This window comes from Plantactinospora sp. A48 (assembly GCF_055793945.1).
The window spans coordinates 1-25,829 of record NZ_JBTIXF010000016.1 but is presented as its reverse complement, the minus strand read 5'-3'; the positions used below and the strand labels follow the sequence as shown (position 1 = coordinate 25,829).

Genomic DNA, 25,829 nt, shown 5'->3' with positions numbered 1-25,829 from the left:
GGCTGTGCGTCCGTCACGGCTGTGCGTCCGTCACGGCTGTGTGTATGTCACGGCTGTGCGTCCGTCACGGCTGTGCGTCCGTCACGGCTGTGCGTCCGTCACGGCTGTGCGTCCGTCACGGCAGAGCGTGCGTCATCTTCGCCGACCAGGCTTCCCGGCACACCGCAGACCAGATTACCCCAGCCCTCGGCCGCACACCCGGTCTGACCCGCGGTCGGCTGGCCGGCCGGCCCCGGCCGGCCCGGCCGGCCTTCCGGCCGCATGGCCTCCCCGGCGGCGGCCGTCTGGGCGGCATACGGTAAATGAGGTAACTGTCGTTATATATCCGATACATTCGGTCATGAGGTTCGTCCGGCCCCGCTGTCCCGGCGCTCCGGGTGTCACTTTTTGGGCCAACCGAGCGACCTTTTCCGACCCGTGGGGGTTAGTTGCCTGAGAGGGGAGGCCGGGGCCTTATGAATCTGCAAAGTCAGTGGCGTCTGGTACGGCGGCGCTGGTGGATGGTGCTGCTGTCGGTCGTCGTCGCGCTGGGTATCGCCGGTCTGGTCACGGTGCGCACCCAACCGCGGTACGCCGCCAGAATGACGTTCTTCGTCATCACCTCCAACGAGCAGGGCGTGTCCGGGGCTTACCAGGGCAGCCTCTTCCTCGAACAGCGCGTGAAGTCGTACGCGGACCTGCTCACCAGCGACCGGCTGGCCCAGAGCGTCGCCGCGACCAGCGGGACGGGGCTCACCGCCCAGGAGATCCAATCCCGGATCAAGGCCCTCCCGCGCACCGAGACGGTGCTGTTGGACGCCGAGATCGGCGACACCGAGCAGGCCCGCGCGCTGCGGCTGGCCGAGGCGGTGTCCACCCAGTTCGCGAAGCTCGTGCAGGCCATCGAAACCCGCCCGGGCGAGAAGGATCCGCTGGTCAAGGTCGAGGTGGTGAACGGTCCCCGGGTCAGCCCCGATCCGGTCTCGCCGCGCCCGCTGCGCAATCTCGGGCTCGGTGCGCTGCTCGGCCTGCTGCTCGGCGCCGGCATCGCGGTGCTGCGCGGCCTCTCCGACACGGCGGTACGGGACGGTGCGACCCTGGTCCGGCTCACCGGGGCGCCCCTGCTGGCGCAGATCCCGTACGACCGGACGACCCGTAGCGCCCGCCTGATCACCGGCGCCGGGGCGCACACCCCCCGGGCCGAGGCGATGCGTAACCTGCGGACGAACCTGCGGTTCGTGGACCTCCAGGAGCCGGCCCGGGTGATCGCCGTGACCAGCGCGGTGAAGGCCGAGGGGAAGTCGACCACCTCGTGCAACCTGGCGATCGCGCTGGCCGAGGCGGGCTGGCGGGTGCTGCTGGTCGACGCCGACCTGCGCCGGCCGCAGGTGGCCGACTACCTGGGCCTGGACGGCGCGGTCGGGCTGACCGACGTCCTGCTCGGTGAGGTCGAACTGACCAGCGTGGTCCAGGCGTGGCGGGACACCTCCCTGCTGGTGCTGCCGGCCGGTGCGATCCCACCCAACCCGAGTGAACTGCTGGGCTCGAAGGCGATGGCCGATCTGCTCACCCAGGTGCGGGACCTGGCCGACATCGTGGTGATCGACACGGCGCCGCTGCTCGTGGTGACCGACGGCGTGGTCGTGTCGGTCCAGGCGGACGGCGCGATCCTGGTGACCCGGCAGGGCCGGACCGACGCGGCCCAGCTCGTGGCGGCGGCGCAGGCCCTGCAACGGGTCGACGCGCGGCTGCTGGGCTGTGCGCTGAACATGGCGAAGCTCGACCGGGCCTCCGCCGCCGAGTACTACTCGTACCGCGCGGGCCTGCCCGGACCTCGGCCACGGCACGGCGGGCAGGGCGTGCCGCCCACGGCGGGGCCCCGGACCACGACCGCCGGACCTGGGGACACCGGCGCTGGGACCGGCGGTACGGCGACCACAGGTGCCACGACTCCCGGACCGGCCGCCGAGGCCGGGCCGGTGGGCGACGCCACGGCCGAACTCAGCCGGATTCCGCGATGAAGATCGGGATTCTGAGCTACGTCTACCCGCCCGAGCCGGCGTTCATCCCGGGCAGCCTGGCCGAGGAGCTGGCGGATCGCGGTCACGAGGTACGGGTGCTGACCGGGTTTCCGGTCTCACCGACCGGTCGCGTCTATCCCGGCTACCGCCAGCGGTGGGGGGATGAGCGCACCACCGGTGGGCTCACCGTACGGCGGGTGCCGCGGCTGCCGGCCCATGACGGCTCATCGTTCCGGCGGATGGCCGGCTACTTCACGTTCGCCGCGACCACCTCGATGGCCGCGCCGCGCTACCTGGCGGGGATCGACGCGCTCTACGTGTACGACGCGCCCGCCACGGCGCTGGCCGCGGGCGCGCTGCTCCGGCTGATCCGTCGGGTCCCGACCGTGCTGCACGTGCAGGACGTCTGGCCGCGGACGGCGACGGCGGCCGTGGTGAACGCGGGCGGTGCCAGCGGGCGGATGTTCTTCGGCGGGCTGTCCGGCACGCTCCGCCGGGTCTACCAGTCGGTGAAGGGGATCGCGGTCAGCGCACCGTCCATGCGGGACCTGCTGATCTGCCGGGGCGCCGACCCCGAGAAGATCCAGATGGTGCTCAACTGGACGGACGAGCGGATCTTCCAGCCGGCGCTGCCCACCCGGGAGGCCCGGGCCGCGATCGGTCACCGGGGCCGATGCACCGTGATGCACGCGGGCACGATCGGGCCGCAGCAACGGGTGGAGACGGCGATCCGTGCGGCTGCCGCCGCCCAGTCGGTGCTCGACCTCGTACTGGTCGGTTCCGGACCCAGCGAGAAGCAGGCCCGCCGGCTGGCCGCGGACCTGGGCGCCACGAACGTGCGTTTCCTCGGCCAGCGGCCGGCGGACGAGATGGCCGACCTGTACCACGCGGCCGATTACCAGCTCGTGCTGATGCGCGACGATCCGGTGCTGGGCGGCACCGTGCCGGGCAAACTCCAGGCGGCGCTGTCCAGCGGATCACCGGTGGTGGCCTCCGCCCGTGGTGACACGGTGGATCTGGTCGAGGGGGCCCGGGCGGGTCTTTCCTGCGTACCCGAGGACTGGCACGCGTTGGCTGACCGGTTCTCCCTGGCCAGTGCGATCCCGTCCGGTGCGCGTACCCAGATGGCGCAGCGCGGCCGGGAGAGTTACCTGCGGCTGATGTCGCTGCGGGCCGGTGTCGACCAGGTCGAGCGGATGCTGGCAGAGGCTGCCGGCGTGCGCTGATCTGTCGCCCTCTGTACCTTTCGGGGCGAATAGAACCGTAATACCGATCCATCGGCTAATCGGCATGCTATACAGATTATAGAGCATTTGGCATGTAAGACCGATTAGTCGATCTGGAGGTCGGCGAGCGTGACTGGTTCGGGGACGAGACGACTCCTGACCCGGCGTTGGTGGCGCCGGCGGCCGGTCCGGTCCACCCTGCTCGCCCTGCTGGTCACCGGATCGATGCTGGCGCTCACCGCGGGCTGGCTGGGCGGGCGTGTGTGGCAGACCAGCGGACACCTCACCGGCGCCGTCGCGTTGGCCCGGCAACTGGGCGAGCAGTTGCGCGCCGGGGACGACGCCCAGGCGCGCCGCACCCTCGACGCGCTCCAACGGCAGACCGCGGCGGCCCGCGCCGCGGGCGCGGACCCACTGTGGCGGCTCGCGGCCCACGCGCCAGCGGCCGGCGCGAACCTCCGCGCGGTACGTGATGTCTCGGTGGCGGTCGACGAACTGGCCAGACGGGCCTTTCCGGAACTCGTCGAGGTACCCGTCGACGGGCTGCTGCCGCACCGCGGCCGGATCGACCTGACCGTGCTGCGCCGTACCGCCGATCGGGTGTCCGCCGCGGACGCCGCCGTGCAGCGGGTCCGGACGGCATTCCGGCCACCCGAGCCCGAACTGGTGGACTCCGTCCGCGCGGCCGTCCGGGAACTGGACGCGACCCTCGACCGGGTCGCCCGGCTGACCTCCGCGGCCCACCGCGCGACAACGCTGCTGCCCGCCCTGCTCGGCGGATCAGGCGACCGCACCTACCTGCTCGCCTTCCAGAACCTCGCGGAGTCCCGAGCCACCGGGGGCATGCTGGGTTCCTTCGCGGTGCTACGCGCGCACGACGGCCGGATCGAACTGACCGGGCAGGGGTCGGCCGCACAGATGTACAACGCGCGGAAGGCGAACGGTTACATCACGCCGATCCTTCCGCTTGATCCGGCGGTACGCGGTCTGTACGGGCAGCTACCCAGCACGTACCCGGCGGACGTCAACCTCACCCCGGACTTCTCCACCGCCGCCCGGCTCTACCGGGCCATGTACCACGCCCACACCGGGCGCTGGGTCGACGGCGTGCTGGCCACGGATCCGGTCGCGCTGTCGTACCTGCTGGCCAGCACCGGTCCGGTCGCGGTGCCCGGCGGCCCGACCCTGACCAGTGGTACGGCGGTGCGCGCGCTGCTGTCCGACGTGTATCTGCGGATGGCCGACGAGGACGACCAGGACGCCTACTTCGCCGACGCCGCCCGCGCGGTCTTCGACGCGCTGCTCAGCCGTCCCGTCGATACCGGAACCCTGCTCACCGCGCTCGACCGGGCCCTCGACGAGCGCCGGCTGCTGGCCTGGAGCGCCCACCCCGCCGAGCAGGCCGCGCTGGCCCAGTCCCGGATCGCCGGCGTGCTGCCGGACCGGGAGACCCGGCCGACCGTCGGGGTGTTCCTGAACGACGGCAGCGGCGCCAAGCTCGGCTACTACCTGACCCGCTCCGCCGAGTTGACGGCGGGCGCCTGCCGGCCGGGCGGCTGGCGGGAATGGACGCTGCGGGCCACCCTCGGCTCGACCGCCCCCCGTTCCGGACTCACCCCCGCGGTGCTCGGGCTCGGCATGGCCGGTGACCCCTACACCACCCGCACCCTCGCGACGATCTACAGCCCGGCCGGCGGCAGCGTGACCTCGGCCCAGCTCGACGGTCGGCGGATCGGTCTCGGCACCGGCCGGGAGCGACGTCGTCAGGTCGGGATCGCCGTCGTCGACCTGCGTCCCGGGCAACACCGGGTACTCGAGGTCGGCCTGCTCGCCCCGCCCAGCGCCACCGGCCCGGCCGATCTCTGGCTCGGTCCGGGAGTCACCCCATGGACCACCCGCATCAGTTCCACGCCATCGTGCGACGAGTGAAGAGAGGATCTGCCATGCGGCTATCCCGCATCATGATCGCGATTACAGCCGGGGTCGCCCTCGTGGGCATCCCGACCGCGGCGGGGGCTGCTCAGCCTTTCACGCCGCAGCCCAGCGTCTCCCCGACCGCGGCGCCCACGGCGACTGTCACGCCGCAGCCGTCGTACCCGCCGACCGGTCCGACGTTGACCAGCCCGGACCCGACGATCGTGGTCGGGGAAACGGCGACCATCGTCGGCGACGGGTACGGCGCCGGTGAGACCGTCCGGTTGACGTTCGACCTGCTGCCGACGGCGGCCGGGGTGCGGGCGGTGCCCGACGAGGCCGGCGGAGTGGGCGCCATGGCGCCGCCAGCGCCGCCGGCGCTGTTGGCCGACGGCATGGACGGACGTGACGGCCATGACCGGGACGGCAGGGACGGTCACGACGGCGCTGTCTGCAATGGCGGACGGCTGCCGAGCCCGATCGAGGTCCAGGCGGACTCCGACGGTCACTTCGTGGTCCACGTCCGGATCTGCCGGGCCGGCAGCATCGAGGTCACCGGTCGGGGTCTGCGGACCGGTCTCACCGCCACGCTGGTGCTGACCGTCCTGCCCCGGGATCACGACGGCAGGCCGCTGCCGGTCACCGGTAGCAGCATCGGACCGGAGCTGACCATCGGTCTGGCCACGGTGACACTCGGTGCGCTGATGGTACTGCTCACCGTCGTCTGGCGGCGTCGGCGTGGCCGGACCGTTCCGGGCGGATCAACACGCTGAGGTGATCCACGCGCTGAGGTACCCACGTCGGGTTGTCCGAGTTGAGGTACCGGAGCGCTGAGCGGCCCGGGTCGCTCCGCCGGTTACTGCCGGTGGAGCGACCCGGGCCGACGCCGGCTACCGCCGTCGACCCACCGGGTCGCTGCCGCCGCCGTCGGCTCGCGGCCCGCCCGGCTGGCTGCCGCCGCCGTCGGTCCGCCCGGGTTCGCCGTCGGCCGATCAATTCGGCCCGTCGGGTGTAGCCGGACCATCACCGGGGTACGGGGTCGCGCGAGCTTCGGGAGGATCGATGGATTCCACGGCGTACCGGTGGTTCGGCGGCGAGCCGATGATCGTCGGCGGTGACGGCGTCACCCGGGAGTTGGTCCGTGGCGCACTGCGGGACGGCCGGACCAGCGATCCACGTGTCGACAGGTTGGTACGCGACTGGCTGCACCGCTGGCGGGCGCGCCGTTGGCTGCTGCTGGTTTCGGCGGCGGTAGCGCTGTCCGCGGCGGCCTGGACCGACGACCGGACGCTGGCCGCGGTGCTGGCGGTCGGGACCGTGTGCATGCTGCTGGCCGGGCTGGCGGCCGAGCGTACCCACCGGAGGCTGCGGCGCTACCGGGGTATCGCCACGGAGGACGTGCCGGCCTGACCGGCCGCGGAGCCGTCGCGCGCCACGAAGGCCAGCCACCACCTGCCGCGAGGGTCAGTCATCACCTGCCGCGAGTGTTAAGAGGGGCCCCCTGCTATACGAAAAGCGATAACAGGGGGCCCTTCCTTACACCTCAGGCGAAGACCGGGACGCCGTCCCGGACCAGCCGCCAGTTGTCCTCGAAGAAGTCCTTCGGGTCGATGACACCCTTGGTCTGCGCCCAGTCGATGAGCAGTTGGCGGATCTCCCGCTGCTCGTTGTAGACCTGGGTCTTCACGATGCCGGGGAAGTTGCCACCGCCGCTGCGCCGGTAGTTGTTCACCGCCACCACGAACCGCTCGTCGGCCCCGACCGGGGTGTCGGTGCCGGCGTGGGTGAGCCGGGTGATCCGCTGACCGACCGGCCGACTGATGTCGATGTCGTAGTCCACCCCGGACAGCGTGTCGTAGTTGTAGTCCGGCACGGTCGGGTCGCTGATGGTGGCCGGGTCGACCGGCGCGCCCGGGGCCAGCGTCACGAAGTACTTGGCCGAGTACTCCAGGTACGCCCGCACCTCGGCGCCGCTGAGCACCACGGCCTCCAGGGTGTTGTCGTAGATGTAGAGGCCGGCCACATCCTTGATCTTCACCTGGCCCGCCGGGAAGACCGCGTCCCGGCTGAACGGCGCGGCGATCGACAGCACCGGCAGGTCCGCGTACTGCCCGCCGGCCAGCGCGGCGGTCACGGTGTCGGTCTGCACCTTGTTGATGTAGTCGAGGATCGGGGTGTCCCGGTACCGGGATTCGGCGGCCGACAGTTCGGTGACCGAGTTGGCGACCACCTGGTTGACGTACGCGACGGTCTTGTTGTGCTGGGTGCGTACGGCGGACAGCACCTTCGGGTCCTCGACCACGGTGTTGCTGTTGAGCGTCGTGGCGTGCTTGTCCGTGACCACCCACCGCCCGTGTTCGCGGGTGAGCGTGAAGTCCATCCGGGTCAGCCGCTGCCCCCACTTGGACGGCTCCGAGGTCAGCACCGCCGCGCCGGTCTGGGTGTTGGTCACGAACTTCTCGGGGATCTCGTTGTGCGCGTGCCCGAACAGGATCGCGTCGATGCCCGGTACCTGCTGGGCGATCAGCGCCGTCGGGTTCTCGTTCGGCAGCTCCGGGCCGTAACTGGAGGTGCCGCTGTCGCCACCGTGCGCCGACAGCACCACGACCTCCGCGCCCCGGGCCCGCATGAGCGGCACGTACTTCGCGGCGGTCGCGATCATGTCGTCGAACCGGAGCCGGCCCTCGACGTTGCCCCGGTCCCAGATCGCCACGCCGGGGTTGGTCAGGCCGAGGATGCCGACCTTCAGCGGGGGTACGCCGAAGCCGAGGTCGACGTCCTTGATGACGTACGGCAGGAAGGCGGGCTTGCCGGTCGCGGCGTTGACGGCGTTGGCGGCCAGCGCCGGGAACCCGAGCTGGCGGATCCACAGTTGCAGCAACGGCAGGCCGTAGTTGAACTCGTGATTGCCCAGCGTGACCGCGTCGTAGTCGATGACGTTCATGGCGCGGGCCATCGGGTGCTTCGCGCCGGTCGTGGTGATCGGCTCCTGCTTGGCGTAGTAGGTGGCCAGCGGGATGCCCTGGATGGTGTCCCCGGCGTCCAGCACCAGGACGCCCTTGCCGCGGCGCTCGGCCCGGATCTGGTTGACCAGGGTGGCGATCTTGGCCAGGCCGACGTCGTTGTGCTTCGCGTCGTCGAACTCGGCGTCCTTGTAGTAGTCCCAGTTGTAGACGTTGCCGTGGGTGTCGGACGTACCCAGGATCGTGAGGTTCCAGGTTCTGGAACCGGAGGTCGCCTGCGCCCGCGCGGGACCGGCGGTCACCAGCGGGGCGGCGGCCGCAGCCGCCGCGGTGGCCAGCACCGTGCGGCGCGATGGGCCGGAGGGAGAGGGCATGAGGGGCCTTTCGCCGAAGGTCGGAGGCGCCTCGTGGGCACCGCACGGCACCATAACGACCCAGGGTGGCCGGGGGAAGAGCGCCCCGGTCGGCGCGGTGGCCCGGGATGTTCACCCACCGGCCATCGACGTCGGGGTCCGGGCCGGCCGTGGCCTGGCTGGTCAACCGGGCGGCCCGGCGCGACAGGTCGGCCGGGTCGCGACAGGTCGGCCGGGTCGCGTCAGGTCGGATCAGCCGGCGGGTCAGCCGGCCGGGTCGGGCGCCGGCAGCCGCAGCCGCATGGCCGGATCGGCGGTACGGACGAAGCCGAGCGACCGGTACAGCGGTTCGCCGGCTGCCGAGGCGCGCAGGTCGATCTTCTGGATGCCGGCCGCCCGGAACCAGTCGAGCAGTGCGCCGACGCAACACCGGGAGTGTCCGCGTCGGCGCTGGTCCGGGTCGGTGGCCACATTGAACACGTAGCCGACCCGGCCGCTCGGGTTGTCCGGACCGCCCAACCGGTACTCCACGGTGCCCACCGCGCACGCGGCCAGCCCACCGGTGCCGTCCCGGTCCACCACGAACGCCACGAGCGTGGGTTCCGGCTCGGCCAGCCGGGTACGCAGCGTCTCGGCCGCCGCCGTCCGCCACGGCCCGTCCGCCGGTGCTCCGCCACCCATGCCGGCCAGCATCACGGCACGCAGCCGGACCAGTTCGAGGGCGTCGGCCGGCGTGGCCCGGCGTGCCGTCCCCGCGGTGCGTACTCCGTCCATGACGGTGATCTTAGTGGCGCCGGCCGCGCTGGTCACGGGTGGCAGGTGGGCGGGCCCCGGCGGTCCGCTGGCCGCGTTCCGCCGGGTCGACCCGTGACCGGTCAGCGGTAGATGTGTACCGGCGTGTTGACGCCGAGGATCGACCAGAGTCGGTTCATCGCCGGGACGGTCACCCGGACGCAGCCGTGGCTGGCCGGGTAGTTGGGCACCGAGTTCGCCCCGTGGACGGCGTACCCGCCGGTGAAGTAGTTCGGCCGCCACAGCAGGCCGAGGGAACTCTGCCGCCAACCGTCGATCCGTCGGGTGACGTGGTAGTTGCCGGTGGGGGTGGGCGTGCTGGCCTTGCCCGAGGAGGCGTCCACGACGCGCACCACGGCACCGTTGCGGGTCAGGTAGACAACCTGCCGGCTGAGGCTGGCCTCCACCGCGTACCCGGAGTGCCGGTACTTCGGCTTCGGGATGACCGGGTGGTCCAGGGCCGCCCAGGTGCGCGGCCCGACGATGCCGTCCCGGGCCAGCCCGTTCACCTTCTGGAACGCGACCACAGCGTGGAAGGTGGACGAGCCGAAGTCGCCGTCCACCCCGCCGACGTCGTAGTGCAGGGCCGTCAGGCGCTTCTGCAGCGTGGTGACCACACTGCCCCTGGCCCCCTGCTTCAGCGTCGGCCGGGCCGCGGCGAACACGGTGCCGAGCCGCACCGCCGTGCCGGTGGCAGCGCCGGCCTGGACCGCCGTGCCGGCGGCGAGCGCGCTGGGCGGTGGCATCCCGGTACCGGCCGGGCCGCCGGCCCAGGCGGCGCCGGTGGGCGCCAGCAGGGCTCCGCTGGCGGCCAGGACGACAGTGGTACGTCGCCAGCCGGAGCGGGGTCGGTAATTGTCCGTTGCTGTGCCGATGGAAGTCATTCGTCCTCCCTGGGCGAGTTTCCCCGAACCTGAACGGTAATCCCGTTCGGGGACCATCGGGAAGTGCCGACCGGCCGTCCGCTCGTCCGCGCCACTGAAGATCTTGGACGCAAACCGTTCCCGGTGAACGGTTTGCGTCCAAGATCTCGATGGCCCGGGTGATCGTCCGGTCCGGGGTCGGCTGTCCGGTCCGGGGCCCGGTGTCCGATCCGGCTGTGACCGGCGGCATCCCGCCGGCGGAATGGCGGCGGGGAGCCGGTCGTTACATCCACCGTACGGCCGCGTACCAGCGCCTCTGACCAGGTGGTGGAGCCGCCCGCGATGGAATGCCGGGCCGGCGGCGGTCGTTACACCGGGTCCGGCGCCCGGTGGACCGCCCCCTGGTCCGCCAGCGGTACCGGAGGTCCATCCCCCTTCGAGCGCCCCACGAGTTGGTGCTCACGCCCGCGCGATCCCCCGCGTGCGGCGTCGACCCCCGAATGGAGCTCTCCATGAACACGAACACGATCCTGCACAAGGGCATGCTGGCCGCCATCGGCCTGTCGTTCGCCGGTGCCATGGCCTCCGGGCCGGGCCTGGCCGACACCACCGGGTCGGCCCCGGTGAGCAGGCCGGTAGCGGTAACGCAGACCATGAAGGCCGACCAGCCGGCCGCGCCGGACAAGGCCAAGGCGCCGGACAAGGCGCCGGACAAGGCCAAGGCGCCGGACAAGGCCAGGCTGATCCCGCACGGCACCCAGGGTGCGCAGTCGCGGATCAACCTGAACGACGAGCAGCGGGCCAACGCCAAGGCGATCGTCGAGGCGACCAGGAAGGCCGACCTGGACGAGCGGGCCGCGGTGATCGCGGTCGCCACGTCGCTGCAGGAGTCCAAGCTGGAGAACCTGGGCCACCTCGGCGCGGCCAACGACCACGACTCGCTGGGCCTGTTCCAGCAGCGGCCGTCGTCGGGCTGGGGTACGCCGGATCAGGTCACCGATCCGTCGTACTCGACCACGGCGTTCCTCAACGGCCTGAAGAACGTCCCTGGCTGGCGGGACCTGCCGCTCACGGCCGCCGCCCAGCGGGTGCAGGTGTCGGCCTACCCGGACGCCTACGCGCAGTGGGAGTCGCAGGCCGCCGATCTGGTCGCCCAGTACTGGAACGGCTGAGTCAACCGACCGGGCCCCGGTCATCGCCACGGCGGTGACCGGGGCCTTTCGGCATCCGTACGCGCTCGCGTTCGGCGGTCAGGACGGCTGGACCTGGTCGAACTGGGCGATGGCTTCGGCGGGGTCCGGGCTCACGAGGCGGTCCAGACCGGCCGCCGTGATCTTCGCCCATCTGCCGGCCCGGGTCCACAGCTGTTCCTCGAAGGCGCGAACGGCCTCGTCCAGGTCCGCCGGGTCGCTGGCGATGGATTCGGCGAGTTCGGCGCCTTCCAGCATCGCGAGGTTCGCGCCGACCCCCAGTGGCGGCATCAGGTGGGCGGCGTCACCCAGGAGCGTCACCCCGGGCACGTGGGTCCAGGTGTGGGCCACGGGCAGGACGTGGAACGGGCGGTGGACGAAGGCGGTGCCGCGGCGGAGGAGGTCGAGGACGGGAGCGGCCCAGCCGTCGAACAGGGCCAGCAGGCTCGATCGGACGGCCTCGACGTCGGCCAGGTCCAGGCCCGCGTGCCAGTCCAGCGGCGCGCGGAACTTGGCGTACACCTTGACGTGACCGCCGCTGTTGCGCTGGGCGACGATGGAGCGGTTCACGCCGTACGCGGCCACCGAACCGTCGCCGATCAACCGGGCGAGGTCGGGGTGACGGGTGTCCACGTCGTCGAGGGAGGTCTCCACCGAGGTGACGCCGGTGTAGTGCGGCGTCACCGGCGAGACCGCGGGACGGATCCGGGACCAGGCGCCGTCCGCGCCGACCACGAGGTCGAACGTCTCCTGCCGCCCGTCCGCGAACTGGACCAGGACGCCGTCCCGGGTACCTGGCACCACCTGCGTCACGGCCCGCCCCCACCGGACGTCGAGGGGACCGAGCAGCAGGTCACGCAGTTGCCCGCGGTCGATCTCGGGATTGGCCCGCTCGTCCGGCCCGGGTCGCCAGTCGCGCAGGACGGTGCCGTCCGGGTCCAGGATGCGCATGGCCTGCCCTTCGGGACGGGACAGCGTCTGGAACCTCGCCAGCAACCCCGCCTTGGCCAGCGCCAACTGGCCCAGCCCCTCGTGCAGGTCGAGCGTGCCTCCCGGGGGCCGGGCATCGGGGGCGGGATCGCGTTCGAGCACGGTGACGGGGCAGCCGTGGCGGTGCAGGACACGGGCGAAGGTAAGACCCGCGGGACCGGCCCCGACCACAGCGATACGATGTCTCATGTCGATACACTGTATTTCTCCCTTACGATGCACCGCAACAGCAGGGGAGTGACCATGACCGTGTGGGACCGGCCGGAGCCGCCGAATCCCCCCGTGCCGCTCGACCGCGAGCGGATCGTCGCCGCCGCCGTCGCGCTGGCCGACGAGGGCGGCCTGGAGGCGGTGTCGCTGCGCAAGGTGGCCGCGCGGCTGAACGCCGGCCCGATGCGGCTGTACGGCTACATCGCCACCAAGCAGGAGCTGTTCGACCTCATGGTGGACGAGGTCCACGCCGAGATTCTCCCCGCCGAACAGCCCGATGACTGGCGGGCGGCACTGCGTCTGCTCGCTCACCGCACCAGGCAGGCCACCCTTCGCCACCCCTGGCTGGCCGACCTGCTCGGTGGCCGCCCGACCCTGGGCCCCAACGGCCTCGCCGTGACCGAGGCCAAGCTGGCCGCCCTCGACGGCCTCGCCGACATCGACACCGTCATGCGGGCCGCGGAGACTGTCAGCGCCTACCTCATCGGTGCGATCCGGCGCGAGATCGCGAGCCTGCGGGCCGAGCGCGTCACGGGTCTGTCCAAGCGCGACTGGCGGCGCGCGGCCGGCCCGCACGTGACGAGAATGCTGGCCACCGGCCGGTTCCCGGTACTGACCAGGGTCGTGCACGACAGCACGGACGTGGACGCCGAGACATCCTTCGCCACCGGCCTGGACTGGGTCCTCGACGCCGTGGCCGCCAGACTCACCCAGCCGCCGGCGTGACGCGCGGCCCTCGCGTCCACTTCACGGTCGGAGGATCACGGCGGCCGGGTCTGATCCCGTCGTCGGCGGCGTTCGGCGTTTTGTCCCGGCGTCCGGCCGGTCCGTGATACGACTGGCGAGACCGCCGACCGACCACCCTGGAACTTGATGCCACGGGACCCGAAACTGCTGCGTGACCCGACCGGTCCGCAGCACGTGGCGTTCCTGGAGCTGTACTTCGATCTGGCGTTCGTCTTCGCGCTGGAGCGCGTCTCCCAGCAACTGGTCGATCAACTGCACTGGACGGACCTGTGGCAGACCCTGGTGCTGCTGCCCGCGGTCTGGTGGCTCTGGCTCATGACGGTCTGGATGACCGACCAGTTCGACCCGGACCGGTCGGCGACCCAGCTCGTGGTTCTGGCGATCATGCTGGTCAGCCTGGTAATGGCGGCGTCCGTGCCGGGAGCCTTCGGCACCCGTGGCTGGATGTTCGCGGGCGCCTACGTGACCGCCCAGGTCGGCCGGGCGGCGTACCTGGTTCTCGCCGTACCGGAGCCGACGCTGCGGCGCCGGAGCCTGCGTACGCTGTTCTGGTTCCTGGTCTCGGCCGTGCCGTGGCTGCTCGGCGCGGCGTACGGCGGCCGGTGCCGGCTGGCGCTGTGGGCGTTGGCCGTGACGATCGACTACGCGGCGGCCCGGCTGGACTACCCGACCCCGGGCCTGGGTCGCTCCCGCACCTCCGAGTGGTGGTTGGCCGCCGAGCACACCTCGGAGCGGTACCGCCAGATCATCATCATCGCGCTCGGCGGCGACATCCTGGTGGCCGGCTCCACCTTCGGCGCCCGGCCCTTCGGGTTGGACAGCGTGGCGGCCCTGACGATCTCGTTCGTCATCACCGGCCTGCTCTGGCGGATCTACATCTACCGCGCCGGCGAGCTGATGACCGAGTCCCTCGCCGTGGCCGAGGACCCGACCCACCTGGGACGCTCGACCGCGTACAGCCATCTGCTGATGGTGGCGGCGTCGGTCGCGGTGGCCGTCGCCGCCCGGCTGATGATCGGTACGCCGCTGTCCGACCCTCGGCCGTCGTGGACCGCCGCGATCGTCGCCGGTCCGGTGCTGTTCCTGATCGGCCGCGCCGGCCTCGAGTACACGGTGTTCAGCCGGATCTCGTTCTCCCGGTTGGCCGGGCTGGGCGTGCTGGTGGTCACGGCGCCGGCCATGCTGGTGCTGCCACCGATCGCGGTCGGCACGACGATGACGGTGATCCTCGCCGGCGTCGCCGTCGGTGACGTGCTGGGTTGGCGGCGGAATCCCAGCGTGCCCCACCCGCCGACGCGGACCGGCCGGCCGCCCCGGGCGATCAGACGGCCCGACCGGCCGGAACCGTCCGCTGGGCCGGACCCGAACCGGACCGGACCGGCCGGGGACGACCGGTCGTAGCCGGACCGGACCGGCCGGGGACGACCGGTCGTAGCCGGATCGGACCGGCCGGGGACGACCGGTCGTAGCCGGATCGGACCGGCCGGGGACGACCGGTCGTAGCCGGGCCGGACTGGTGGCGGGCGCCGTAGAGTCGTCGGATGAGCGTTGTCGAGCCGATGCCCGCCGAGATCCAGCCGGCCGGGACGGCGCTGCCGTCCGGTGAGCCGGCCAGCGTGCTGCTGCCGGGCCACGACGTGCCGCTGGGCCGGTACACCACGGTGCGGCGGCTGCTGCCGCACCGGCAGCGCCGGATGATCGGCGCGTGGTGCTTCGTCGACCATTTCGGGCCCGACGACGTGGCCGGGCGCCCCGGCATGCGGGTACCGCCGCACCCGCACACCGGGCTGCAGACCGTGACCTGGCTGGTGGAGGGGGAGATCCTGCACCGGGACAGCCTGGGCAACGCCCGGTCGGTCCGGCCGGGGGAGCTCAACCTGATGACCTCCGGGCGCGGCATCGCGCACTCGGAACAGTCACCGCCGGAGCATCCGCCGGTCATGCACGGCCTGCAACTGTGGATCGCGCTGCCGGAGGGGGCCCGGCACGGCGCACCGGGCTTCGCCCACCACCCGGCGATGCCCGTGCTGCGGATCGGCGCTGCCGAGGTCACCGTGCTGGTGGGCGGGATCGAGGGCGAACGGTCGCCGGCCGCCGTCCACTCCCCACTGGTCGGCGCCCAGGTGGCGCTGCCGGCCGGTGGCACCACCCGACTCCCGCTGCGCCCGTCGTACGAACACGGCGTGCTGCTGCTGTCCGGCCGGGTCGAGGTGGCCGGCGCGCAGCTGACCCCGGGAACGCTGCTGTACCTGGGTACCGGTCGGGCCGACCTGGCGCTGACCGCCGCGGAGCCGACCCGGCTGGTCGTGCTCGGCGGGGAGCCGTTCGACGATCCGCTGGTGATGTGGTGGAACTTTGTGGGTCGCTCGCACGAGGAGATCGTCGAGGCCCGCGCCGACTGGGCCGCCGGCCGCCGGTTCGGCGTGGTGGCCGACGACCCCGCCCCGCCACTGCCCGCCCCGGAGATGCCGACCACCCGACTCAAGGCCCGCGACCGGCACGGCCGGACCGAATAGCCGGCCACGGCCGGACCGGCCAGACACCTGCGGCCGGACCGACCAGAGCGCTGCGGCCGGACCGACCAGAGCGCTGCGGCGGACCGGCCAGACGCCTCCGGCCGGGTAGCGTGCCGACCCGCAGGACGGGTACGCGGGCCGCATGACCAGTACCGTCGACTCGGAAACCGAACGGAAGAAGCGGATGGTCCGGCGGCTCCTGGCCACCGGGCGAGGCTTCGCGGAGGCGTACGGGCTGCGGGTCACCAACAACCCCGGCAGCCTGTTCCAGGTGCTGTACCTCGCCGTGCTGCTACGCCGGACCGGCGACGTGGGCCGGGCCACGGTGACCGCCCGCGCCCTGCGGGACCGGGGCTGGGACTCGGCGGCCCGGCTGGCCCGGTCACTGGCCGAGGACCGGGCCGCGCTGCTGCGCGAGTGCGGATGGCGCGGCGGTGACGCGACCGGGCTGGCCACCGTGCTCGGCGACCTGGCCAGGGCCCTGCTGGACCGCTACCGTGGCGACCTGCGCCGGCTGCGGGTCGCCGCCCGCTACCGGCCGGACCGGGAACGTGCCCTGCTCACCGGCCTGCCCGGCGTGGACGAGGTGGTGGTCGACCTGTTCCTGCGGGAGGCGCAGGCGCTGTGGCCGGAGACCGGTCCGGTGGCCGACCGCCGCGCCCTGGCCGCCGCCCGCAAGCTGGGCCTGGGTCGCTCCGCCCGGGAACTGGCCGGGCTGATCGGCGGCCGGGAGTCGGAACGGTTCGCCTGGCTGGTCGGGGCCCTGGCGCGGGCGGACGCGGAGAACTCCTACGGCACACTGCGGTCCGGCGCTCTCGGCTGATCCGCCAGGGCGTCGCTGCGCCGCCGGTGCGGGTGGCCGGCCCACGACGGACACGGGTGGCCCACGGCTGTGGGGACCGGAAACGCTCCATGATCCAGCGCGGCCTAGGCTCGTCGGTATGACGCAACACCATGACGTCGTCGTCCTCGGCGCGGGACCGGGCGGCTACACGGCCGCCGTCCGCGCCGCCCAACTCGGCCTGTCCGTCGCGGTGGTTGAGGAGCGCTACTGGGGTGGGGTGTGCCTGAACGTCGGGTGCATCCCGTCCAAGGCGCTGCTGCGCAACGCCGAACTCGTCCACCTGTTCACCAGCGAGGCCGAGACCTTCGGCATCCAGGTGGACGGGCGGGTCAGTTTCGACTACCGGGCGGCCCACCGGCGTAGCCGGGTCGTCGCCGACGGCCGGGTCAAGGGCGTCCACTACCTGATGCGCAAGAACCGGATCACCCAGTACGACGGGCGGGGCACGTTCGTCGACCCGCACACCCTCTCGGTCGCCGGTGCCGACGGGAGCACCTCGACGGTCACCTTCGACCACTGCATCATCGCCGCCGGTGCCAGCACCCGGCTGCTGCCCGGCACCGCGCTGTCGCCGCGGGTGGTCACGTACGAGGAGCAGATCCTCGCCGACGAACTGCCGGCCAGCGTCGTCATCGCCGGCGCCGGGGCCATCGGGGTCGAGTTCGCGTACGTGCTGCGCAGCTACGGCGTCGAGGTCACCATCGTGGAGTTCCTCGACCGGATGGTGCCGACCGAGGACGAGGAGGTGTCGAAGGAGCTGGCCCGCCGGTACCGCAAACTCGGCGTCACGGTGCTCACCTCGACCCGGGTGGAGGACATCGACGACTCGGGCGACCAGGTCCGGGTGACGGTGAGTCGGGACGGCAACCGGCAGGTGCTGACCGCCGACAAGGTCCTGCAGGCGATCGGCTTCCAACCCCGGGTCACCGGCTACGGCCTGGAGAACACCGGCGTCCGGCTGACCGAGCGGGGTGCCATCGACGTCGACGGCCGGGGCCGGACCAGTGTCCCGCACCTGTACGCGATCGGGGACGTGACCGCCAAGCTGATGCTCGCGCACGCGGCCGAGGCGATGGGTGTCATCGCGGCCGAAACCATCGCCGGGGCCGAGACGATGGAACTCGACTTCACGATGATCCCGCGGGCCACGTACTGCCAGCCGCAGATCGCCAGCTTCGGGCTCACCGAGGCACAGGCCCGGGAGCGGGGCTTCGACGTACGGGTGGCGAAGTTCCCGTTCAGCGCGAACGGCAAGGCGCACGGGCTCGCCGACCCCGGTGGTTTCGTCAAGCTGGTCAGCGACGCCCGGTACGGCGAGCTGCTCGGCGGCCACCTGATCGGTCCCGACGTCACCGAACTGCTGCCCGAACTCACCCTGGCCCAGCAGTGGGACCTCACCGTGCACGAGTTGGCCCGCAACGTCCACGCCCACCCGACGCTCGGCGAGGCGGTGAAGGAGGCGCTGCACGGCCTGGCCGGCCACATGATCAACATGTGATCACCGCTTCGCCATTTTTCTCGCGTTCCGGGCCCATCGGATGAAAAGCCTTCGTACGATGGTCCCGGTAGCAGTGCCGGCCCGCGCCGGGTCGGTGGCCGCCATCCGGCGGGTGCGCCCGGTTCGGGCGCCCGGGGTCGCCGGGGTGCGGCCGGACGCGGTGTCCCGGACACGCCTGCCGTGCCCGGGCACCCCGTCCGGCCTCCCGCCGCGTGGCACGGCCCGCTCGGCTGGCCTGCACCGCTCTGCCGGCGGGCACGTTCAGCGGACCAGACCGGCCAGCAGGTTGATGGTGACCGCGATGATCACGGCCCCGAACAGGTACGACAGCAGCGCGTGCCACAACACGGTCCGGCGGATCTCCCCGCTGGTCAGGTTGGTGTCGGACACCTGGAACGTGACTCCGATGGTGAACGCCACATAGGCGAAGTCCGAGTAGCGTGGCGGGGCGGCCTGGTTGAAGTTGATCCCACCGTCGAGACCGGTGTAGTACAACCGGGCGTAGCGGGCGGTGAAGATGGTGTGCACCATCGCCCAGGAGACCAGCACGCTGGCCACCCCGAGCCCGACGTGCAACTGCTCCCCGGCGGCGGGCTGGCCCCGGGCCCCGGTCAGCACGAACGTCACGGCGAGCAGACTGGTCAGGCACGCGGACAGCAGCAGCACCTCACGCGCACCGCGTCCCGGATCCTCCCGTACGGCCAGCCGGGAGGTGCGGCTGGCGTCCATCGGCCAGATCCGGGTCCACACCCAGGCCAGATAGGCCAGCGCCGCCACGTCCCAGCCCACCAGGGGGGCCAACGGGACCGAGTTGTACCGGCCGAACAGCACGCCGGCACACACCCCGGTCAGAGCCATCCCGGCGAGTTGGACGGGCGCGTGCGCCGGCCGGTCCCGCAGTGGACGCAGCTTCCCGCCGGCCGACCTCGGATGATCCTCGACGCGCCGTCGCACCGGCCGCCGTCAGATCGAACGCAGGTTCCGGGCCACCCGCTGGTGCCGGTCGCGGGCCTTGGCGGCCCGATCGGCCGGGCCCACCTCGGGCGCCACGTCCGTGCGGGCCGACCGGACCACCTCGTTGGTGTTGCCGTAGTCCACCGGCGGGAGAGCGCGCAGCGCCCGCAGCACCTCGTACGGGGCGCCTTCCCGCTCGGCCTCCCGGAGGATCTCCGCCTTCTCGGCCGGGTAGTCCAAGGCCGAGAGGTACCGCATCACCTGCTCGTCGGTCACCATGCCGCCGCCCTCCTCACGCCGTTGTCCGCCGCCGGTCCCGGAGGTCGCCGGTCCGGCCGTCGCCGCATACCCGGCTCGCCGGGCCGGCGCCGCCGCATACCCGCCGGTGGGCCGGTCACGCCTGTTAGCCGACGGGAGCGGCGGGTAGTCGCCGCCATGAACTACGACACCTTCGTGGATCTCGTGGCCCGCCGGGCCAGGGTGCCGGGCGACCGGGCCGTCGAACTGAGCCGGGCCACCCTGGAAACCCTCAACGACCGGCTGACCGCGGGGGAGGCACTGGACCTGGCCGCCCAGTTACCGCTGCCGTTGCAGGGCCTGCTCCGCCCGCCGGACGAGGACGCCGAGCTGTTCGACGCGGCCGAGTTCGCCCGACGGGTCGCCGAGCGGGCCGGCGTGACCGAACCGGCGGCCCGGGACGCCGTACGGGCGCTGTTCGAGACCCTGCACGAGGCCGTCACCGGCGACGAGTTCGACGAGCTGGTGGCCCGGCTGCCGGACGACTACCAGGCGATGATCGAGCCGGCCCCCGCCCCGACCACCCGCCCCCGCCTGTAAGGAAGGGCCCCCTCTTATCGCATTTTGTAGAGCAGGGGCCCCTTGTTAACCCACCACTCACCACCCACCGCGCCGCCACCGCTGCCGTCGGCGGGCGGCGGTGTGTGGTCGGTGGCGTGTGGGCGGTGGTGTGTGGTCGGCGGCGTGTGGTCGGCTCAGGCGACCGCGCCCGAGTCGCGCAGGGTGGCGATCCGGTCGGGGGACAGGCCCAGCTCCCCGAGCACCTCGTCGGTGTGCTCGCCGGGCTGCCCGGGCGGCCGCCGCACGGCGCCCGGGGTGTGGCTGAGCCGGGGCGCCGGTGCCGGTTGGGTCACCCCGCCCGGGGCGATGAACGTGCCCCGGGCGGCCAGGTGCGGATGCCGGGGCGCCTCGTCCCAGTCGAGCACGGGCGCCACGCAGGCGTCGCCGTCGCCCAGCAACGCCATCCACTCGTCCCGGGTACGCGCGCGGAACAGCTCGGCCCAGTGCCGCCGGCCGGCCGGCCACTGCGCGGGGTCGGTGCGGTCCCGTCCCTCGCCCGACGGCGGCTCGAAGCCGGCGCGTTCGACCAGCTCGGCGTAGAAGCGCGGCTCCAGCGCCCCGACCGCCAGGTAACGGCCGTCGGCACACTCGTAGGTGGTGTAGAACGGCGCCCCGCCGTCGAGCAGGTTCACCCCGCGCCCGTCCCGCCACAGCCCCATCCCGCGCAGCGCGTGGATCTGGGTGGACAGCAGGCTCACCCCGTCGACGATCGCGGCGTCGACCACCTGACCGGGGGCGCCGGACCGGACGGCGTACAGGGCACAGACCACCCCGAAGGCCAGCATCATCGCCCCACCACCGAAGTCGCCCAGCAGGTTCATCGGGGGTACGGGCGGCTCACCGGCCCGACCGATGCCGTGCAGGGCACCGGTCAGCGCCAGGTAGTCGATGTCGTGTCCGGCGTGCTGGGCGTACGGGCCGTCCTGTCCCCATCCGGTCATCCGGCCGTACACCAGTCGGGGGTTGACCCCGTGACAGTCCGCCGGCCCGAGGCCCAGCCGCTCGGTGACGCCCGGCCGGAACCCCTCCAGCAGCACGTCCGAGCGGGCCACGAGATCCAGTACGAGGTCCCGGCCGGCCGCGTTCTTCAGGTCCAGCCCCACCGACCGGCGGCCCCGCAGCAGCAGGTCGGGGTGCGGGGTTCCGAACAGCTCCGGTCGTACCTCCGTGGTCCGATCCACCCGGACCACGTCGGCGCCCATGTCGGCGAGCAGCATGGCGGCGAACGGGCCGGGACCGATCCCGGCCAGCTCGACCACCCGGACGCCGGACAGCGGCCCGGCCGGCGGGATCTCCTCGGTCACCGGCATCACGATAGGTCAGCACCGGCGGTGCCGGGAGACAGGTCAACACCGGCGGCGCCGGGAGACAGGTCAGCACCGGCGGCGCCGGGAGACAGGTCAGCACCGGCGGCGGCGGGAGACAGGTCAGCACCGGCGGTGCCGGGACCGGCGACCCGGCCGGCCAGGGAACTCACAGCCGTGGTTCCTTGCCCAGTCGACCAAGGCTCGCCTAACCTTACCCAGCGAGGGGAGTACTTCCCACGAACCATCCCGGTCAGTACGGCGTCCCGGCCGCCTCGGGTGGTTGCCCACGGTGCTGGGTGAAGGAGACCTCGGACATGTCAGCGTGTTCGAGGAGGCCATCCGGATGACCGCGCAGTTCCCCGCCGTCGCCCTGAGTTCCGTGGGCACCCCCACGCTGTGGGCCGTGACCATCGCCGGCGTGCTGGCGCTGCTGGTGCTCGACTTCCTGGTCACCCGCCGCCCGCACGAGGTGTCGCTGCGGGAGGCGCTCGGCTGGTCGGCCTTCTACATAGCCCTGCCGCTGGCCTTCGCGGTGTACGTCTGGCAGCGGTACGACTCGGAGCGCGGGCTGGAGTACCTGACCGGCTACCTGGTCGAGAAGTCCCTCTCGGTGGACAACCTGTTCGTCTTCATGCTGCTGCTGGCCGCGTTCGCCGTGCCGGCGGTGCTGGCCCAGCGGGTCCTGTTGTACGGCATCGCCGGTGCCCTGGTGCTGCGGGGCGTCTTCATCGCGGTCGGCGCGGCGGCGTTGGAGACCCTCGACTGGGCGTTCCTGCTGTTCGCCGCGATCCTCATCGCCACCGCCGGGAAACTGCTCCGGGACGCGGTACGCGGCCACGACCAGCAGGTGGACATCGCCAGGATGCGCTCGGTCCGGCTGCTGCGCCGGCTCATGCCGGTGACCGACGAGTACCACGGTCCCGCTCTGACCACCCGGATCGCCGGCCGGCGCGCGCTCACCCCGCTGGCGCTCGTGGTGGTCGCGGTGCTCGGCACCGACGTGGTGTTCGCGGTGGACTCGATACCGGCGGTGTACGGCATCACCGAGGACCCGTACCTGGTCTTCGCCACCAACGCCTTCGCCCTGCTCGGCCTGCGCGCGCTGTACTTCGTGCTGCACGCCGCGCTCAGCCGGCTCGTACACCTCAGTTACGGCCTGGCGGTCATCCTCGCCTTCATCGGGGTGAAGCTCGGGCTGCACTGGGCGCACGGGGTGTGGCCGGGCGTACCGCAGATCCCGACCCTGGCCTCGCTCGGCGTGATCGTCGGCATCCTCGCGGTGGTGACCGTGACCAGCCTGCGGGCCACCCGTACCGACCGCGCGGAGCCCGCCCCGCGTTGAACGGCCCCCGTACGTTGAACAGTCCCCATGGGCTGAGCGGGCCCCGTGCGTTGAGCGGTCCCCATGGGCTGAGCGGGCCCCGTGCGTTGAGCGGGCCCCGTGCGTTGAGCGGGCCCCGTGCGTGCGGCCTGGGCCCGGCGTCTGTCGCCTGGGCCCGGCGGCGCTGAGGGCCGTTCGACCAGCGGCCCGGGCCCGCCTCGGGGGGAGGCGTCGGGGCCCGCCGCGCACGGCCGCCGGGGTTCGTCGTGCGCGCGGCGGGTCCGCATCAGCGGGGCGCGAGCCCGATCGGATTCGGGTACGGCAGCAGCGTCGCGGCGGCGGCCGACAGCGGCGTCAACAGTTCTGCGAGCCGTTCCGTGCGGTCCGGGCCGAGCACCCGCCACGGGCCCTCGGCGAGCGCGTCGGTGACCGCTTCGATCTCGTCCCGCGCGGCGGTCGCGGCGGCGGTGGCCCGACCCTCGGCGTCGAGCCAACCCCGCTCGGTCAGCCGGTCCCGGGCCAGGTCCCACTCCTCGTCGGTCCAGCCGCGGACCGGTTGCAGCGCCCGGCGGTCACCGTCCAGGGACGATCGCCAGACCAGTGACTCGGCCCCGTCGAGTCCGTGGGTCAGCAGGGCGGCGACATGCCCGTCCCCCCGATGTTCCCGCAGCACGGTGGCGGCCTGCCAGATCGTGCCCAGCGGATCCTCCGGCCAGGGCAGATCCGCGTTGGCCGCGCCCAACGGCCGGCCCGGCCGGTCGATCCGCTCGGCCACCGCCCGCAGTTGCGCGGCGACCTCGGTCAGGCCCGGGGCGACCTCGGCCGGGTCCGGGGCGACCTCGGTCGGGTCCGGGGCGACCTCGGTCGGGTCCGGGGCGACCTCGGTCGGGTCCGGGGCGACCTCGGTCGGGTCCGGGGCGACCTCGGTCGGGTCCGGTATTGCCTTGGCTGGGCCAGGGACGGCCTCGGTCGGGTTCGGGGCGTCGATGAGTGCCGCCAGCGCGCGCCGGGCGCCGTCGAGCCGGGCCGCCAGCACGCCCGACGGCGCCAGCCGCTGCCAGACGTCCGGCACGGCCCGGGCCACCATGCCGGGTGCGAAACCGAAGAAGATCGCCTCAACCGGCCCGGGACCGACCGGACCGAGCGGCGCGGCCCGGCCCGCGAAATAGCCGCGCCAGAACCCGCGCAGGCCCGCCGCCTCGTACTCGGCCCGCGCCCGCGGCGCGAAGTAGGTCACCGCGTGCACCGGTTCGAACAACCGCCACATCCGCCTCGCCATCGCCGTCACGTCACCCTCCCAACGGGTTAAAAAGGGGCCCCGCTACATCAGAAAGCGATAACAAGGGGCCCTTCCTTACCCTGGAGGTGGTACGACTAGCGGGTGGGCATAGTGTCTCCCGGTTTCACCGGTCGGCGCCGGGGTGGGCGTCCGGACCTTCCACCCGGCCAGTACCTGGTGGACGACTTCCCCGTGCTGTCCGCTGGACCGACCCCGCGGATCCACCCCGACGAGTGGGAGTTCACGGTCACCACCGAGACCGGCACGGAGTACGCGTGGACCTGGTCGGAGTTCCTGGCCCTGCCGGCCGAGACGCCGACGCTGGACATCCACTGTGTCACCCGCTGGTCCAAGCTCGGCACCCGGTGGACCGGGGTGTCGCTGGACACCCTGCTCGACGGCGTCGACACGGCCGCCGACTTCATGGTCGCGCACTCGTACGGCGGCTACACCACGAACCTGCCGCTGGACGACCTGCGTGGCGGGCAGGCGTGGGTGGCGTACCGGTTCGAGGACGAGGACCTCGCCCCGGAGCACGGCGGGCCGGCCCGGCTGCTGGTCCCGCACCTGTACTTCTGGAAGTCCGCCAAGTGGCTGCGCGGCATCCGGCTCACGGTGGCTGACGAGCCCGGCTTCTGGGAGACCGCCGGCTACCACGAGTACGGTGATCCGTGGCGCGAGCAGCGGTACCAGGGCGACTGACCGGCCGGCTGGGCTGGCGGGTCACCCATCTGGTGGAACGGCGGCCCGAGACCGAGACCGCCGCCACGCTGGTGCTGGACGTGCCGGACTGGCCGGGTCATCTGCCCGGCCAGCATGTCGATGTCCGGCTCACCGCCCCGGACGGTTACCGCGCCGAGCGCTCCTACTCGCTGGCCGGGCCCGCCGAGGCGGGCCGGATCGAACTGACCGTGCAGCGGGTGCCGGACGGCGAGGTCTCGTCGTACCTGCTGGACGTCCTGGCCCCCGGCGACCCGGTGGAGATCCGGGGCCCGGTGGGTGGCTGGTTCGTGTGGCGGCCCGACGATCCGGCGCCCGTGCTGCTGGTGGGCGGTGGATCCGGGATCGTGCCGCTGATGGCCATGGTCCGGGCCCGGCGCGAGGCCGGCAGTCGGGTGCCGTTCCGGTTGATCTACTCGGTACGCACCGAGCGGGACGTCCTCTACGCGGCCGAGCTGCGCCGCCGGGCCCGGGATGACGCCGGGTTGGACGTGTTCCAGGTCTTCACCCGGGAGGCTCCGGCGAACCGGCCGGGACCGGCCCGCCGGATCTCGGTGGCCGACATCAACTCCAACGGCTGGCCGCCGTCGTTCGAGCCGGCCTGTTACGTCTGCGGTCCGACCGGGTTCGTCGAGACGGTCGCCGACATCCTCGTCTCGCTCGGCCACGAACCCCGCCGGGTCCGGACCGAGCGGTTCGGACCCACGGGAGGTTGAAGATGCACGACGGCGAGTACCTGGACGGCAACATGCTGGCCGGTCCGCTCCGGGAGGTGTTCGCCGTCGAGGTGTCGACGGCCACCGGGCGGTGCGCGAACTGCGGCCTCACCGGTCCGCTGGCCGACCTGCGGGTGTACGCGCACGCGCCCGGCCTGGTGGCCCGGTGCTCGGGTTGCACCGCCGTCGTGTTGCGGCTGGTCCGCGCCCCGGACAGCGCGTGGCTGGACCTGCGCGGCGCGACGTACCTGCGGGTGCCGCTGCCGGCGGACGAACTCGGCCCGGTGGAGGCCGATCGGCGCACCCGCGAACCGGTGCTGACCGAACTTTCCGACCCGATCGACGGCTGACTGATCGCCCGGCTCTCGCCGCTCGGTGCTGCCCGAAGCCGGTCCCGGCCGGTGGCTGGGGCACGTACGCCGTTCGTCAGCCGGTCCCGGCCCGGGTCCGTGGCTGGGGGAACTACTCCGTTCGTCAGGTGAGTGACCAGGCACGGTGTTGGGGGGGGGTTTCGCGGGCGGAAAACCCACCCACCCCCCCACCCAACCCACAGTTCCCGCCGGGTCGC

General features: G+C 72.6%; 24 protein-coding genes. 16 read left to right on the top strand and 8 right to left on the bottom strand.

The genetic code is table 11. The annotated features are described in order from the left end of the window. The first annotated feature begins 455 nt into the window (after positions 1-455). From ACXN5W_RS11510 to ACXN5W_RS11490, 5 genes are all read left to right on the top strand, one after another. Positions 456-2,000 carry a tyrosine-protein kinase domain-containing protein gene (locus tag ACXN5W_RS11510; RefSeq protein WP_473158202.1) on the top strand — a complete coding sequence of 515 codons (1,545 nt, stop codon included), beginning with the start codon at positions 456-458 and terminating at the stop codon, positions 1,998-2,000. Next, a complete protein-coding gene (locus ACXN5W_RS11505) occupies positions 1,997-3,226 on the top strand; it encodes a glycosyltransferase family 4 protein (protein ID WP_473158201.1) in 1,230 nt (409 codons plus the stop codon). The genes ACXN5W_RS11510 and ACXN5W_RS11505 overlap by 4 nt, the downstream gene beginning before the upstream one ends. 129 nt (positions 3,227-3,355) lie before the next feature. After that, a complete protein-coding gene (locus ACXN5W_RS11500; RefSeq protein WP_473158200.1) occupies positions 3,356-5,155 on the top strand; it encodes a DUF4012 domain-containing protein in 1,800 nt (599 codons plus the stop codon). A gap of 14 nt (positions 5,156-5,169) precedes the next feature. Beyond that, on the top strand, positions 5,170-5,913 hold the full coding sequence (locus ACXN5W_RS11495; protein WP_473158199.1) for a hypothetical protein: 744 nt from the start codon (positions 5,170-5,172) through the stop codon (positions 5,911-5,913). A gap of 289 nt (positions 5,914-6,202) precedes the next feature. Next, on the top strand, positions 6,203-6,550 hold the full coding sequence (locus tag ACXN5W_RS11490) for a hypothetical protein (RefSeq protein ID WP_473158198.1): 348 nt from the start codon (positions 6,203-6,205) through the stop codon (positions 6,548-6,550). Positions 6,551-6,683: 133 nt separating this feature from the next. Here ACXN5W_RS11490 and ACXN5W_RS11485 read toward each other — a convergent pair whose 3' ends face one another. From ACXN5W_RS11485 to ACXN5W_RS11475, 3 genes are all read right to left on the bottom strand, one after another. Continuing rightward, on the bottom strand, positions 6,684-8,477 hold the full coding sequence (locus ACXN5W_RS11485) for a bifunctional metallophosphatase/5'-nucleotidase (protein ID WP_473158197.1): 1,794 nt from the start codon (positions 8,475-8,477) through the stop codon (positions 6,684-6,686). A gap of 243 nt (positions 8,478-8,720) precedes the next feature. Continuing rightward, positions 8,721-9,230, bottom strand: a complete 510-nt coding sequence (locus tag ACXN5W_RS11480; protein ID WP_473158196.1) for a GNAT family N-acetyltransferase — start codon at positions 9,228-9,230, stop codon at positions 8,721-8,723. 101 nt (positions 9,231-9,331) lie between these two features. Further along, positions 9,332-10,132: a L,D-transpeptidase family protein gene (locus ACXN5W_RS11475; RefSeq protein WP_473158195.1), complete on the bottom strand. Its 801-nt coding sequence runs from the start codon at positions 10,130-10,132 to the stop codon at positions 9,332-9,334. Positions 10,133-10,623: 491 nt separating this feature from the next. On the opposite strand from ACXN5W_RS11475, the gene ACXN5W_RS11470 reads away from it, so the two are divergent. Beyond that, entirely contained in the window at positions 10,624-11,283 is a 660-nt protein-coding gene (locus ACXN5W_RS11470; RefSeq protein WP_473158194.1) for a hypothetical protein, read from the top strand. Between the two features lie 78 nt (positions 11,284-11,361). Here ACXN5W_RS11470 and ACXN5W_RS11465 read toward each other — a convergent pair whose 3' ends face one another. Further along, a complete protein-coding gene (locus tag ACXN5W_RS11465) occupies positions 11,362-12,480 on the bottom strand; it encodes an FAD-dependent oxidoreductase (protein WP_473158193.1) in 1,119 nt (372 codons plus the stop codon). 54 nt (positions 12,481-12,534) lie between these two features. Here ACXN5W_RS11465 and ACXN5W_RS11460 point away from each other — a divergent pair, with 54 nt between their 5' ends. The 5 genes from ACXN5W_RS11460 (at position 12,535) to lpdA (ending at position 18,106) form a co-directional block, all read left to right on the top strand. Continuing rightward, entirely contained in the window at positions 12,535-13,227 is a 693-nt protein-coding gene (locus tag ACXN5W_RS11460) for a TetR/AcrR family transcriptional regulator C-terminal domain-containing protein (protein WP_473158192.1), read from the top strand. 147 nt (positions 13,228-13,374) lie between these two features. Then, complete coding sequence (locus tag ACXN5W_RS11455) at positions 13,375-14,649, top strand: low temperature requirement protein A (RefSeq protein WP_473158191.1); 1,275 nt, start codon at positions 13,375-13,377, stop codon at positions 14,647-14,649. A gap of 140 nt (positions 14,650-14,789) precedes the next feature. Then, positions 14,790-15,764, top strand: coding sequence for a pirin family protein (locus ACXN5W_RS11450; RefSeq protein WP_473158190.1), 975 nt, complete (start codon positions 14,790-14,792; stop codon positions 15,762-15,764). A gap of 142 nt (positions 15,765-15,906) precedes the next feature. Then, complete coding sequence (locus ACXN5W_RS11445) at positions 15,907-16,587, top strand: hypothetical protein (RefSeq protein ID WP_473158189.1); 681 nt, start codon at positions 15,907-15,909, stop codon at positions 16,585-16,587. A gap of 118 nt (positions 16,588-16,705) precedes the next feature. Continuing rightward, a complete protein-coding gene (lpdA, locus tag ACXN5W_RS11440; protein WP_473158188.1) occupies positions 16,706-18,106 on the top strand; it encodes a dihydrolipoyl dehydrogenase in 1,401 nt (466 codons plus the stop codon). Positions 18,107-18,367: 261 nt separating this feature from the next. Here lpdA and ACXN5W_RS11435 read toward each other — a convergent pair whose 3' ends face one another. After that, complete coding sequence (locus ACXN5W_RS11435) at positions 18,368-19,060, bottom strand: DUF1345 domain-containing protein (RefSeq protein WP_473158187.1); 693 nt, start codon at positions 19,058-19,060, stop codon at positions 18,368-18,370. Between the two features lie 9 nt (positions 19,061-19,069). After that, on the bottom strand, positions 19,070-19,339 hold the full coding sequence (locus ACXN5W_RS11430; protein WP_473158186.1) for a DUF2795 domain-containing protein: 270 nt from the start codon (positions 19,337-19,339) through the stop codon (positions 19,070-19,072). 156 nt (positions 19,340-19,495) lie between these two features. Here ACXN5W_RS11430 and ACXN5W_RS11425 point away from each other — a divergent pair, with 156 nt between their 5' ends. Continuing rightward, the gene (locus ACXN5W_RS11425) at positions 19,496-19,897 is read left to right on the top strand and encodes a DUF2267 domain-containing protein (RefSeq protein ID WP_473158185.1); all 402 of its coding nucleotides are present in this window, start codon (positions 19,496-19,498) and stop codon (positions 19,895-19,897) included. Between the two features lie 155 nt (positions 19,898-20,052). Here ACXN5W_RS11425 and ACXN5W_RS11420 read toward each other — a convergent pair whose 3' ends face one another. Beyond that, a complete protein-coding gene (locus ACXN5W_RS11420) occupies positions 20,053-21,222 on the bottom strand; it encodes a CaiB/BaiF CoA transferase family protein (protein WP_473158184.1) in 1,170 nt (389 codons plus the stop codon). A gap of 346 nt (positions 21,223-21,568) precedes the next feature. Here ACXN5W_RS11420 and ACXN5W_RS11415 point away from each other — a divergent pair, with 346 nt between their 5' ends. Next, the gene (locus tag ACXN5W_RS11415) at positions 21,569-22,567 is read left to right on the top strand and encodes a TerC family protein (RefSeq protein ID WP_473158269.1); all 999 of its coding nucleotides are present in this window, start codon (positions 21,569-21,571) and stop codon (positions 22,565-22,567) included. Between the two features lie 265 nt (positions 22,568-22,832). Here the strand turns inward: ACXN5W_RS11415 and ACXN5W_RS11410 are convergent, their stop codons facing one another. Further along, positions 22,833-23,825: an SCO6745 family protein gene (locus ACXN5W_RS11410; protein WP_473158183.1), complete on the bottom strand. Its 993-nt coding sequence runs from the start codon at positions 23,823-23,825 to the stop codon at positions 22,833-22,835. 111 nt (positions 23,826-23,936) lie between these two features. Here ACXN5W_RS11410 and ACXN5W_RS11405 point away from each other — a divergent pair, with 111 nt between their 5' ends. The 3 genes from ACXN5W_RS11405 to ACXN5W_RS11395 are packed head-to-tail and all read left to right on the top strand — an operon-like array spanning position 23,937 to position 25,611. Further along, complete coding sequence (locus tag ACXN5W_RS11405) at positions 23,937-24,527, top strand: sulfite oxidase-like oxidoreductase (protein ID WP_473158268.1); 591 nt, start codon at positions 23,937-23,939, stop codon at positions 24,525-24,527. Then, on the top strand, positions 24,497-25,261 hold the full coding sequence (locus ACXN5W_RS11400; protein ID WP_473158182.1) for a ferredoxin reductase: 765 nt from the start codon (positions 24,497-24,499) through the stop codon (positions 25,259-25,261). The genes ACXN5W_RS11405 and ACXN5W_RS11400 overlap by 31 nt, the downstream gene beginning before the upstream one ends. A 2-nt stretch (positions 25,262-25,263) precedes the next feature. Next, entirely contained in the window at positions 25,264-25,611 is a 348-nt protein-coding gene (locus ACXN5W_RS11395; RefSeq protein ID WP_473158181.1) for a DUF6510 family protein, read from the top strand. Positions 25,612-25,829 lie beyond the last annotated feature (218 nt).